Genomic DNA, 12845 nt, shown 5'->3' with positions numbered 1-12845 from the left:
CGCCATCGGCGCCACGGTGGGCACGGTGGGCCTGCTCGACAACCTCGGCCAGCCTGCGACCAATCGCTGGGGCTTTGGCCCGATGATCAGCTGGACAGTGCCAACCAACGGCGCCCGCGCGCGCATTCACGAAGCCGAAGCCGCGACCCAGGGCGCCCTGGCGCATTTCGACGGGGTGGTGCTCAACGCTATCCGCGAAACCCAGACCGGCCTGGCGCAATACACCGCGATGCTGCAGCGCCGTGAAGCGCTGGCCGACGCCGAGCGGTCGGCGCGCGAGGCGGCGGACCAGACTCATCGCTTCTTCCAGGCCGGGCGCGAGTCGTTTCTCGCCGATCTGCAGGCGACCCGCACCTACACCGCCATGCGCGCGCAATTGGCGGCGGCCAACACCCAGGTTGCGATGAGCCAGATCGACCTGTTCCTCGCGCTGGGCGGCGGCTGGGAAAGCGGACGAACGCAAGGGATAAAACCCGGCAAATCGTGAGGTGATAGCTATGCTTTGTCAGGTGAGGCGTCGTGAAGCCTCACTCGACACTGCTCGCGTTTGCTCATGGGGATTCCAATAATGAAAAACCCTTATGCTCCCGCTTTCTGGTGCGTGCTCTTCGCACTGGTGCTGTTATCGGCCGCGTATTTCTACGGGGTCATGCTCGCCCACCAACTCGACAAGGCTATGGTCTTTCTCGACAGCGCCTGCCTGGTGATCGGCACCTTGTCCATCGGCGTGGTGGCCTGGGCCTCCTATCAAAACCAACGCGTGAAGCGAAAGTTGCTGGAACAAGGCAAGACCCGCGTCGCAATCTGGGACACCAAGGTGGCCCTGCGCCGTGTCGAAACCGTGTTTGACCGCTATTTCTGGGGCAGCTACTGGCAACCCGGTCGCACGTTCCAGGAAGTCATGGGCGACCTCACCGGCACGCCCCTGGAAAAAAGCCTCGAAGTGCTGAAGACGCAATGCGTCGTGTTGGATCGACAGGTCGCTGACGGCAGGCATTGGCGGAATAACGCGCGGGAATTGTCCGATGTCGCCACGCAAATGGCCCGCGAGCGCTATCAGCTGGATTTCTGCGACCCCAAGACCGACACCCCCGGCAACGCGGTGATACACCGTGAGTTCGAGGTGTTGGTCTACACCTGGACGGCGCGCCTGAAGAGTTTTGATCACCAGTTGGATGAAATAGAGCTGGAGTACTCCTGAACTCCTGATGAACGGATCCCTCTGAAAGGCTGGGCCGTTTGCGCCCGCCAGTGCTAATCTTCCCCAGCCTTTCGGCCACACGGGCCACTACTGTAGGAGCGGGCTTGCTCGCGAAAAACCTCAACGATAACGCGTGCATTCTGAATAAACGCGGTGCCTATGAGTTCTTCGCGAGCAAGCTCGCTCCTACAAGGACCCCTCCGGGGTTCAAGGAAGACAGCCCACTTCTCACAGGATTTGATCAGGTCACTTCATGAATAAGCCAGCAGTCGTTCTTTTGGGTTTTGTTGTCGCCGTTGGCGTCGTCAGTGCAGGCGGCGCCTGGTACACCGGTAAACAACTGGAGCCGGTCCTGCAAACCGCGATCCAGAACGCCAACAAGGAACTGCAGACCTCCATGGCCGGCGTGGACGGTAGCGTGTCCCTGGAGCTGGTCTCCCTGGACCGTGGTGTGTTCAGCAGCACCGCCCATTACCGCCTCAAAGGCCAGGGCCATGTGTTCGGCGAGCAAAACCCCAACCCCGAGCTGCTGTTCGTCGACCATATCGAACACGGCCCGCTGCCGTTCTCGCGCCTGGTTACCCTGAAATGGCTGCCGGTGATGGCCACCAGTCACTACGAACTGGAAAAGAACGCCACCACCGAACAATGGTTCGCCGCCGCCAAAGACGTGTCGCCGCTCAAAGGCGTGGCCAATATCGGTTACAGCCGTTCGGTCAACGGCAACGTCGAACTGCTGCCCCTGGAATTCAAGGACGACAAGTCCTCGGTGAGCTTCTCCGGCGCCAACCTGGAATTCGACAGCAGCGCCGAAGGCCAGAAGGTCAAGGCCGACGGCTACATGAACAGCCTCAAGGTCGCGGCCGTCGATGCCAATGGCGACGCGTTCGCAGCTGAACTGGCCGGCCTGACCGTTGCCAGCAACCTGGCCAAATCCACGTTCGGTTTCTACACCGGCCAGAACACCATCGAACTGACCGACACCAAGGTCACCTTCGGCCCGCAGAAGTCTGTGCTGACCCTCAAGGGCTTCGAGCAGAAAGACTCCAGCGAGACCAAGGACAACAACCTGGCCGGCCGCGTCGACTACAAGATCGACGAGATCGGTTACCAGGGTAAGCCTGTGGGCTCGGCCGCCATGGCCGTCAGTATGAAGAACGTCGACATCCCGGCAATGCTGGTGCTGACCAAGCTCTACCAGGACAAGATGCAGCCGGTGCAAGCCGCCGCCGCTGCCGGTCAACCCGCGCCCGAGCTGCAACTGACCGAGGCCGAACAGACCCTGGCTGAAGCCAACGTTAACCAGGTGCTGGCCGCCAAGCCGCAAGTGGCCGTGGAAAACCTGTCGCTGAAAACTACCCATGGCGAGAGCAAGTTCAACCTTGTCCTGGACCTGGCCAAGCCGGCTTCCATGGAACTGCCACCGGTTGAGCTGGGCAAGCAGATGATTGCGCTGCTGGACGCCAATCTCACCCTGTCCAAACCGATGATCAGCGACGTGGCCGCGCTGCAAGCCCAGGTCGGCGGCGTGACTGACCCTAAAGCCATCGAACAGCAATCGCAAATGGCGGCCGAGATGGTCAGCGGCGTGGCCGTGGGCACTCAACTGGCAACCCTGGTGGGCACCGACGTGGTATCCAAGCTGCATTACGCCAACAACGAAGTGACCTTCAACGGCCAGAAGATGACCGTCGAACAGTTCATCAGCTTCGTAATGTCCAAAGCCGGTGCCATGGGCGGCGCGCAATAACCCTGAAATGCAGTTAACAATGTGGGAGGGGGCTTGCCCCCGATGGCGGTGTATCAGTCAGCTTATCTGTGGCTGACCCACTGCTATCGGGGGCAATCCCCCTCCCACATTTTGTTTTGTGCCTGGCAAAAGTCCCTGTCAGCCGGTCAGCGGTGTGGCCGACGAGCAGTTCATCAGCTTCGTAATGTCCAAAGCCGGTGCCATGGGCGGCGCGCAATAACCCTGAAATGCAGTTAACAATGTGGGAGGGGGCTTGCCCCCGATGGCGGTGTATCAGTCAGCTTATCTGTGGCTGACCCACTGCTATCGGGGGCCAGCCCCCTCCCACAGTTGTTTTGTGCCTGGCAAAGAATCTGTGTCAGCCAATTCTGAACAATTGTTCTGAATTGCCCTTGCCCCTGCCTGGCTAAGAGATAGTTGCCCCAGGAAAGCTAGGTCGGGTCCCGAGACGCCGACACCCTGATGCACATCGCTCAGGATCACCCATCGTTGCGGCTTTCCTTGTAAGGAAGCCGACGACATGTTGCCAATCCCTCCACTCAGCGCTTCAGGCCGGTTGCGGCTGCTCATCGCAGCAGGCCTGTGCAGCCAATTGCTGATGCCTGCCTATGCCGTGGCCGACCCTGCCTATGACGCCCTGATCATCCAGGCGCGCAACGGTCACTTCACGCCGGCACTGACCCAACTGCGTCAACTGTCCGCCGAGCGCCAGACGCCAGGCCAGGTCAGCGATCACCTGGTGATTGCCGGTTGGGCCGGGCAGGACGCGGAAGTGGTGAAGGTGTATGAGGCACAGGGCAAGCATCGCAACCTGACCACCCAGGCACTGGCCACGGTGGCGCGCACCTATCGCAATCAAAAGCAGTGGGCCCAGGCCGAGGCGGTCTATCGCCAGGCGCTGCTGCGCGAACCGAATAATATCGACCTGCAACTGGGCCTGGCGCTCACCCAGGCCGATGGCGGCAAGGCCAATGAGGCGGTGCAACGCTTGCGCGCGCTGGTGGCGGCGCAACCGAATGACCCCAACCGCCGCATGGCCCTGGGCTATGCGCTGACCCGCGCCGGCCTGAACTACGACGCACTGTTCGAGTTCGACCAGGCCTTTATCCGTGCCGGCGACAAGCCCGACGTGGCGCGTGAATACATCGTCGCGCTGCAAAAGGCCCGCCTGCCGGAAGCTGCCCTGCGCCTGTCGGCCAGGCGTCCGGGCCTGGTGGACGTGGTGACCCAGCGCCGCCTGGAAGGCGACCTGGCCGCCGAGCGCGTGCGCATCGCCGAGTTCGCCACGCGTACCGAAAAAGAACGCTACGTGGTCGCCGACCGCGCGCTCAATGACTACGACCGACTGATCGCACGCTGGACCCCGGACGCCGGCGCCCATGACGACGTGGTGCGCTGGCGCATCGACCGCCTGGGCGCACTGAAGGCCAGGGCACGTACCGCCGAGGTGATCCGCGAGTACCAGACCTTCAACGCTGAAGGCGTGCAATTGCCCACTTACGCGTTGCGTTGGGTGGCCGCCTCGTACCTCGACCAGCGCCAGCCGGAAAAAGCCGAACCCTTGTATCGCCAGGTGTTGAGTGCGCCGGATGCCGACGCCAGTTACCGCGTCGACGACAGCACCGCGTTGTTCTACGCCCTGCTGGAAAGTGACAAGGTCGAGGACGCCCGCCAGGTCGCCGACACCCTGGCCAAAGAACAGAAGCCCCGCGTCGAACTCAAGGGCTTGCCGATTGGCAACCCCAACGACAACTGGATGGACGCGCAGCAACTCTCCGCCCAGGCCGGCACCTTCGGCGGCGACCTGCCGGGCAGCGAAGCCAACCTGGAAGCGCTGGTGGCCAAGGCGCCAGGCAATATCGGCCTGCGCATCGCCCAGGCCGACATGTACCGCGCCCGTGACTGGCCGCGCCGCGCCGAAGGCACCCTCAAGGAAACCGAAGCCCAGGCGCCCCGCGACATCGGCCTGGAAGTGTCCCAGGCCTACACCGCCATGGACCTGCAGGAGTGGCGCCAGATGGACGCCCTCACCGACGACGTGGTCGCGCGCAACCCGGACAACCGCCAGGTGCAACGTCTCAACCGCCTGCGCGATGTGCATGACATGGCCGAACTGCGCGTCGAGGCCTACACCGGCAAGAGCTACGGCGGCGGCAACAACAACGACGCAGGCGCCGTGGCCGGCAGCCGCGACTGGGGAATTGAAAGCGTGATCTACACGCCGCCCATCGACGAAGACTGGCGCCTGTTCGCCGGTGCCGGCTACGCCACCGCCGACTTCAGCGAAGGCACCGGCCAGCACCGTTGGCAGCGCGTGGGCGTGGAGCGTCGCACCCGCGACATGACGATCGAAGCCGAGGTGTCCAATCACTCCTACGGCGACGGCGCCAAACAAGGCGCGGCAGTGTCGATTGCCCGCGACATCAACGACCACTGGCAGTACGGCGGCAGCGTCGGCTACCTGCTCACCACCACGCCGCTGCGCGCCTTGAACGACGGCGTCACGGCCAATGGCGGCAGTGGTTTTATCCGCTGGCGCGCCAATGAAAGCCGCGAGTGGAAACTGACCCTCAGCCCGTCGCACTTCAGTGACGGCAACGACCGCGTCGAAGCGCTGCTCAGCGGCCGCGAGGGCCTTTACAGCTCGCCCCATGTGCAAGTCGACCTGGGCTTGGAAGTCGGCGCGAGCCGCAACAGCAAGGAAGACACCGCGTACTTCAACCCGAAGTCGGACTTCACGGTGTTGCCCGTGATCAACGTCAACCACGTGCTCTATCACCGCTACGAGACCCAGTGGAGCCAGCAGTTCCAGATCGGCGCGGGCACCTACAGCCAGCGCGACTATTCCACCGGCGGCATCGGCGTTATCGGTTACGGCCAGCGCTTTCGCTGGAACGACGTACTGGAAATGGGCGCCAACCTCAGCCTGATCAGCCGACCTTATGACGGCGACCGCGAACGCGATCTGCGTCTGCTCGTCGACCTCACTTACCGTTTCTAGAAGAGCCTGACCATGACCGTCCTCAGCCGTTGCTTGTTGGTCCTGGGTCTAATGCTGGCCGCCGCGTGCGCCCAGCAACCCGCGCCCTATACCCCACCCGCGCAGCGGCCAACCGCGCTCAACGAAGCGCCGTGGCCGAAAAACCATTTCCTGGGCATTGCCTACCATGACGTCAATGATCGCGACCCGGATCAGGCGGTGGTGGCGGTGCGTACCGAACGCTTGATCGAGCAACTGGCCTGGCTGCGCGAGAACGGCTACCAGGCGGTCAGCGTCGACCAGATCCTGGCTGCGCGCAACGGCGGCCCGGCGCTGCCGCCCAAAGCCATCATGCTCAGCTTCGACGACGGTTATACAAGCTTCTACACCCGTGTAATGCCGATACTGCGCGCCTACCACTGGCCGGCGTTACTGGCGCCGGTGGGCTACTGGATCGACACGCCGCTGAACAAACCGGTGGACTTCGCCGGGTCACCGCGCCCGCGTGGAGAATTCCTCACCTGGCAGCAGATTCGTGAAGTGTCCCAGTCGGGCCTGGTGGAAATCGCCGCGCATACCGACGCCAGCCACACCGGGATTCTGGCGAACCCCCAGGGCAACCTCGAGCCGGCGGCGACCTCGCTGCGCTACGACCCCGCGACCAAACGCTATGAAACCGACGCGCAATTCCAGGCGCGGATGCGTGCGGACGTCGCGGCCATCACGCAAAAAATCCGCACAGTGACCGGCAAGGCGCCACGGGTATGGGTATGGCCATACGGCGCGGCCAAAGGCACCTCCCTGGCCGTCGTCAGCGAGCAGGGCTTTCAGATGGCCCTGACCCTGGAAGACGGCCTCGACAGCGCCAGTGATCTGATGAACAGCCCGCGCTTCCTGGTGGCGTCCGACCCGGACGGCGAGCATTTCGCCAACAGCATCGTCGCCGCACAGACCCCGGCACCGATGCGCGTATTGCATGTGGACCTGGACAACGTCTACGACCCGGACCCGGCCCAGCAGGCGCGCAACCTCGACGTACTGGTGCAGCGCGTGGTGGACATGGGCGCCGGCACCGTATTCCTGCAAGCCTTCGCCGACCCCAAGGGTGACGGCCTGGTGCACTCGCTCTACTTCCCCAACCGTCACTTGCCGGTGCGCGCCGACCTGTTCAACCGCGTCGCCTGGCAACTGCACACCCGTGCCCACGCCGCCGTGTATGCCTGGATGCCCGTGCTCAGTTTCGCCCTCGACCCCAAGCTGCCACGCGTGACCCGTTGGGACCCGCAAACCGCCAGGCTGGGGCCTGACCCTGACCAGTACAAACGCCTGTCGCCGTTCGACCCGCAGGTGCGCAAAATCATCGGCGAGATCTACGAGGACCTGGCCCGCAACAGCGCCATCGACGGTGTGCTGTACCACGACGACGCCGTGCTCTCGGACTTCGAAGACGCCAGCCCCGCCGCGCTCAAGGCGTACGCGGCCAATGGTCTGCCGGACACTGTCGCCGCCTTGCGCGCCGATCCCGCCACGCTGCAACGCTGGACCCGCTTCAAGAGCCGCTACCTGATCGACTTCACCCAGGAGCTGACCACCAAGGTCCGCGCCATCGCCGGGCCGCAGGTGCAGACCGCGCGCAATATCTTCGCCGAACCGATGCTCAACCCGGACAGCGAGGCCTGGTTCGCGCAGAACCTCGATGACTTCCTGCAGGCCTACGACTGGACCGCGCCGATGGCCATGCCGTTGATGGAAGGCCAGGAAGTGAAGACCTCCAATGCCTGGCTGGAAAAACTGGTGGCGACAGTCAAGGCACGTCCGGGCGCCATGGAAAAAACCGTTTTCGAGCTGCAAGCCAAAGATTGGCGCACTAAAGCCGCACCGGATATCAGCGCTGAGCAACTGGCGCAATGGATGGGCGTGCTCAAACGCCAGGGGGTCAAGAGCTTTGGCTATTACCCGGACAACTTCCTGGAAAATTCCCCGGACCTGAAGACTGTACGTCCGGCCCTTTCCAACCAGTGGAACCCTTGATCATGTTCGACAGAATCCTGGCTATATTCGTGCTGGCACTGGTATTGGGTGTGCCCCTGGGCCTGATCTTCCTGGTCACCGGGCAGTTCCTGATGGACTTCGTGTTTTTCTACCCGCTGTTCATGTCCGCGCTGTGGATCGCCGGCGGCCTGTACTTCTGGCTGCACTGGGAACGCCACTGGCCGTGGGAGGAAGACACGCCGGCGCCGACCCTGGCCGGCAACCCGCTGATCTCGATCATCGTCCCTTGCTACAACGAAGGCGATAACGTCGCCGACACCATGGCGGCCGCCCTGGCCCAGGTGTACACGAACATCGAAGTGATCGCGGTCAACGACGGCTCCAGCGACAACACCGCCGCAGTACTCGACGCGCTGGCGCTGCAACACCCACGCCTGCGCGTGCTGCACCTGGCGCAGAACCAGGGCAAGGCCGTGGCCCTGCGCATGGGCGCGGTGGCGGCGCGCAGCGAATACCTGGTGTGCATCGACGGCGATGCGTTGCTCGACAAAAACGCGGCGGCCTACATGGTCGCGCCGATGCTCGACAACCCGCGCCTCGGCGCCGTCACCGGCAACCCGCGTGTGCGCACACGGTCGACCCTGATCGGGCGGGTACAAGTGGGCGAGTTCTCCTCGATCATCGGCCTGATCAAGCGCACCCAGCGCGTATTCGGGCGGATCTTCACGGTGTCGGGTGTGGTGGTGGCGTTCCGTAAGAAGGCGCTGGACCGCATCGATTACTGGAGCACCGACATGATCACCGAGGACATCGATGTCAGCTGGAAGCTGCAACTCGATCACTGGGCGATCTTCTACGAACCGCGTGCGCTGTGCTGGATTCTCATGCCCGAAACCGTTGGCGGGCTGTGGAAGCAGCGCCTGCGCTGGGCCCAGGGCGGCGCTGAAGTGCTGTTCAAAAATATTCGTGGCATCTGGCAATGGCGCCATCGCTACCTGTGGCCGCTGCTGTTCGAATACTGCCTGTCCACCGGCTGGGCCTTCACTTTCCTGCTCTCGGTGGTGTTCTGGGGCCTGGGCAAATTCATGGTGTTGCCGCCGGCGATTACCGTCGACTCCCTGGTGCCGCCGGCGTTTACCGGGTTGGTGCTGGCAATGGTGTGCCTGCTGCAGTTCGCGGTGAGCATCCTGATTGACCGGCGCTACGAAAAAGACCTGTGGAAAACCCTGTTCTGGACCGTGTGGTACCCGATGGTGTTCTGGCTGGTGAGCCTGTTCACCACCCTGGTCAGCTTTCCCAAGGTGTTGTTCAACCAGCACCAGAAACGCGCCCGCTGGGTCAGCCCGGACCGTGGTATCAAACCTGCCCAAGAGGAGGCGTGACGATGAAACTGGTCAGAACCCGCCAGAACCTGGCGATGTGGATTATCGATGTGTTGCTTACCCTGCTGGCCTGGGCCGGCCTGGTCTGGCTGCTGGCCCGGGGCATGAACGCCATGCTCGAAACCCACGGCGGCCCGCGCCTGGAAGCGCCGATCTTCGCTGCGCTCAACACCTTGCAAATCTACCTGTGGATCGCCCTGTTCAACGCCGTGATCCTGATTGCCTGGGCGCGCTACCAGCAACGCAAAGGCCGCAAATTCGCCCAGCGTCGCGCCGAGGCGAATGCCCTCAGCGACCAGCACTTGAGTGAAAGCTTCAACCTGGGCGAGGGCGACCTGGAACAACTGCGCCGCCCCGGCGTGCTGGTGATTCACAACGATGACGAGGGCGGTGTGGGGGAAATCAAATCCCACGTGTCCCGCGACGTCGAACGCCCCGGCCTGGCCCTGGTGCCCGGCTCGGAAAAAGACAAGGGCCTTGGCTGATATCTTCAGCCCTGCACTACCCAATGTGGATGTGGTTTGATCGTTGATCGTTCCCACGCTCCGCGTGGGAATGCCGCCTGGGACGCTCCGCGTCCCGACGACAACTCAATACGTACAGGTGACGCAGAGCGTCACGGGCTGCATTCCCACGCACAGCGTGGGAACGATCATCTCCAGCGCTGTGAGTGCGCACGGGTTCAAAAAATCTGATTGGATTTCCGATAAATGGGACCCAAATCACAAAACCGCCGCGAACTTTCCTCCGATCCCCGGCACTAACCCTAACTCGACGAAACCTGATGGCTAAATAATGGCGATCACTGTGTGGCAGTCGAACAGCCCTCGAAACAGTTGCCGCCGGTCGGATTAAACGTCTCAGTAATCAGGCCGGTCACTGTTCGATAATTATTTTTTGTTACTAATCATTAGGTTAATCGGAAACACGCTCGAACACCCGACAGCCTCCGCATCTAGGACGGCCGGACGTTCGATGTTAGCTTCCCGGCCCTTGATTTTCGACGGATCGAACATGCCAATGCCACGGACTCGGTTTCTACTATGCACCCTCCTGCTCACTTGCCTGAGCTTGAACACTGCATTCGCTGCCCCCACGCCCGGGGACCAGGACCTGATCCGCGATCGGCAGAACCGCCTGCTTGAAGAGCAACAGCGGCGTCTCCAGGAACTTCAGGACCTGCCCGGCAAAGCGGCCAAACCCGAGGCGCCCACCGCGCCCGCCGACACCCGTTGCTTCCCGATCAAAGACATCGAACTCAAAGGCGCCGACAGCCTGCCGGCCTCCGAGCGCGAGCGCCTGCTCAAGCCCTATGTCGGCCAATGCCTGGGCGTGTCCCAGCTCAACGACCTGCTCAAGGCCATCACCGACTACTACCTCGGCAAAGGCCGCGTCACCAGCCGCGCCTACCTGCCGCAGCAAGACCTCTCCACCGGCCACCTGCAAGTGCTGGTGGTGGAAGGCAAGCTCGAAGCCTTGCGCAGCGCCGAAGGCAGCACCGTGACCGAACGCGAACTGGCCATGGCCTTTCCCGGCAAGGTCGGCGAAGCGCTGAACCTGCGTGAAATCGAGCAACTGGTGGACCAGCTCAACCGTCTGCCGTCCAAACAGGCGCAGATGGAACTGACCCCCGGCAAGCAAGTCGGCGGCAGCGACGTGGTGGTCAAGAACACCGCGCAAAAGCCCTGGCGCGCCAGCCTGTCGCGCAATAACGACGGCCAGAAAAGCACCGGCGAACAGCAATGGGGCGCCGGCCTTGAATGGGACAGCCCGCTGGGCCTGGGCGACCAGTTGATTCTGCGCGGCGGCCATGACGCCATCAGCGACCACCAGAAAACCTCGAAAAACACCATGCTCTATTACAACGTGCCGTGGGGCTGGTGGAACTTCAGCTACACCTACAGCGAGAGCGACTACCGCACCTTCGGCGTGACCGACGACTTCAAATACAAGCAGGACGGCGACAACCAGAACCACCAACTGCGCGCCGAACGGGTCATCCACCGCGATGACGTGAGCAAGACCTCGGTCAACGTCGGCCTCGCGCACCTGCGCACCAACAACTACATCCTCGACGTGCGCACCGCGCCTAGCAGCAACCGCCTCAGCGAACTGCAACTGGGCGTCAACCACGGTCGGCGTATCGGCACAGCCTTCGTCAACCTGGACCTGGGCATGCAAAACGGCATCGGCCTGCTCGACGCCCAGTCCCAGGAAGAGCGCGACGCCTTCGGCCGCCGCCAGCCGAACTCGCGCTACCGCAAATACACCGCCACCGTCAGCTACCTGCAACCGTTCAGTCTGTGGGGCGAGTCGTTCAGCTTCAGCAGCCTGGCCACCGGTCAACGCAGTGAAGACCCGCTGTTCTCGCCCCAGCGCATGAGCCTCGGCGGCTCGGCTTCGGTGCGCGGTTTCAAGGACCAGTTGCTGACCGGCGACAGCGGCGGCTACTGGCGCAACGAAGTGCGCTGGGCGCGCCCGGTGACCCTCGACTGGATGCGCCCGGCCTTCTTCGAATACGGCGCCAGCGTCGGCTACGACCAGGGCGTGATCCGCAACGACCGCTACAACGACAACGTTCATGGCCGCGTGTCCAGCAACTCCCTGGAGCTGTTCGCCCGAGGCAAGAACGTCAGCACCAGCGTGACCTTTGCCCACTCGCTGGAAAAACCCGGAGTCGTCACCGAGCGCGAAGCGCCGATCTACTTCCGCCTGGATTTGTTCCTGTAATTCAACGTTGCGCCGCAGCGAGAAACTGAAAATGGACGTTCGACAATTTGCCTTCCTGGCCCGCCAACCTTCCGCCGCCCTGAAGCCGCGAAACGCGTTCTTCGGCCTGCCCAAACGCGGGCTGGCGCTGATCCTCGCCAACGCGCTGTTCTGGCAGCCGCTGCTGGCCCAGGCCGAGGGCATCGTGGTCAGTGCGCCAGGTACCACGGTGGGCGCGGCGGGCAATGGCGTGCCGGTGGTGAACATCGCCACACCGAACGGCGCAGGCTTGTCCCATAACCAGTTCCAGCAGTACAACGTCGGCCCCAACGGCGTGATTCTCAACAACGCCAACGGCGCGCTGCAAAACACCCAACTGGGCGGGATCATTGTCGGCAACCCCAACCTCAAGGGCGGCGCGGCCAGCGTCATTCTTAACGAAGTCAACGGCGGCAGCGCCAGTCAGTTGCGCGGTTATACCGAAGTGGCGGGGCAGTCGGCCAAGGTCATCGTGGCCAACCCGTACGGCGTGACGTGCAGCGGTTGCGGCTTTATCAATACGCCCAACGTGACCCTGACCACGGGTAAGCCGGTCATCGACCCGACCGGCCAGTTGAAAAGCTACCAGGTCGATGGCGGCGCCGTGACCATCGATGGCGAAGGCCTGAACGCCAGCAACGTCGACCGCTTCGACATCATCACCCGCTCGGCCAGGATCAACGCGCAAATCAACGCCCGCGAACTCAACGTCATCGCCGGGCGCAACGACGTCGATGCACAAAGCCTGAAAACCACCGCCCGCGCCGATGACGGCAGCGCCAAACCCGAGCT

Annotated in this window: 9 protein-coding genes; all 9 read left to right on the top strand. The window is 63.0% G+C overall.

Annotation, left to right across the window (positions count from 1 at the left end; translation table 11 throughout):
- Positions 1-487 (top strand): TolC family protein (locus BFP96_RS10450; RefSeq protein ID WP_139113386.1); only part of this gene is annotated, 487 nt, incomplete at its 5' end.
- 81 nt (positions 488-568) lie between these two features.
- Positions 569-1201: an NADH:ubiquinone oxidoreductase subunit N gene (locus BFP96_RS10445; protein WP_065936165.1), complete on the top strand. Its 633-nt coding sequence runs from the start codon at positions 569-571 to the stop codon at positions 1199-1201.
- A gap of 253 nt (positions 1202-1454) precedes the next feature.
- On the top strand, positions 1455-2951 hold the full coding sequence (locus tag BFP96_RS10440) for a YdgA family protein (protein WP_065936164.1): 1497 nt from the start codon (positions 1455-1457) through the stop codon (positions 2949-2951).
- Positions 2952-3471: 520 nt separating this feature from the next.
- Positions 3472-5952 (top strand): poly-beta-1,6 N-acetyl-D-glucosamine export porin PgaA, encoded by a 2481-nt coding sequence (pgaA, locus tag BFP96_RS10435; RefSeq protein ID WP_065936163.1) that lies wholly within the window; start codon positions 3472-3474, stop codon positions 5950-5952.
- A 12-nt stretch (positions 5953-5964) separates the two neighbouring features.
- A complete protein-coding gene (gene pgaB, locus BFP96_RS10430) occupies positions 5965-7962 on the top strand; it encodes a poly-beta-1,6-N-acetyl-D-glucosamine N-deacetylase PgaB (protein WP_065936162.1) in 1998 nt (665 codons plus the stop codon).
- Between the two features lie 2 nt (positions 7963-7964).
- Entirely contained in the window at positions 7965-9305 is a 1341-nt protein-coding gene (pgaC, locus tag BFP96_RS10425) for a poly-beta-1,6-N-acetyl-D-glucosamine synthase (RefSeq protein ID WP_065936161.1), read from the top strand.
- 2 nt (positions 9306-9307) lie between these two features.
- A complete protein-coding gene (gene pgaD / locus BFP96_RS10420) occupies positions 9308-9790 on the top strand; it encodes a poly-beta-1,6-N-acetyl-D-glucosamine biosynthesis protein PgaD (protein WP_065936160.1) in 483 nt (160 codons plus the stop codon).
- Between the two features lie 535 nt (positions 9791-10325).
- Complete coding sequence (locus tag BFP96_RS10415; RefSeq protein ID WP_065936159.1) at positions 10326-12035, top strand: ShlB/FhaC/HecB family hemolysin secretion/activation protein; 1710 nt, start codon at positions 10326-10328, stop codon at positions 12033-12035.
- Positions 12036-12066: 31 nt separating this feature from the next.
- Positions 12067-12845: filamentous hemagglutinin N-terminal domain-containing protein (locus BFP96_RS10410; protein ID WP_139113355.1), on the top strand; the 779-nt coding region annotated here is incomplete at its 3' end.

The sequence above is a fragment of the Pseudomonas sp. 34 E 7 genome (assembly GCF_900005715.1).
Classification (GTDB): Bacteria; Pseudomonadota; Gammaproteobacteria; order Pseudomonadales; family Pseudomonadaceae; genus Aquipseudomonas; species Aquipseudomonas orientalis_A.
Note: the sequence above shows the minus strand (reverse complement) of the source record. Positions and strands in the feature narration are given on the sequence as shown.

Bases quoted from the DNA above. Each gene is read 5' to 3' on its own strand.
- BFP96_RS10445 (WP_065936165.1), top strand. From the start codon at position 569: ATGAAAAACCCTTATGCTCCCGCTTTCTGGTGCGTGCTCTTCGCACTG.
- BFP96_RS10440 (WP_065936164.1), top strand. From the start codon at position 1,455: ATGAATAAGCCAGCAGTCGTTCTTTTGGGTTTTGTTGTCGCCGTTGGC.
- pgaA (WP_065936163.1), top strand. From the start codon at position 3,472: ATGTTGCCAATCCCTCCACTCAGCGCTTCAGGCCGGTTGCGGCTGCTC.
- pgaB (WP_065936162.1), top strand. From the start codon at position 5,965: ATGACCGTCCTCAGCCGTTGCTTGTTGGTCCTGGGTCTAATGCTGGCC.
- pgaC (WP_065936161.1), top strand. From the start codon at position 7,965: ATGTTCGACAGAATCCTGGCTATATTCGTGCTGGCACTGGTATTGGGT.
- pgaD (WP_065936160.1), top strand. From the start codon at position 9,308: ATGAAACTGGTCAGAACCCGCCAGAACCTGGCGATGTGGATTATCGAT.
- BFP96_RS10415 (WP_065936159.1), top strand. From the start codon at position 10,326: ATGCCACGGACTCGGTTTCTACTATGCACCCTCCTGCTCACTTGCCTG.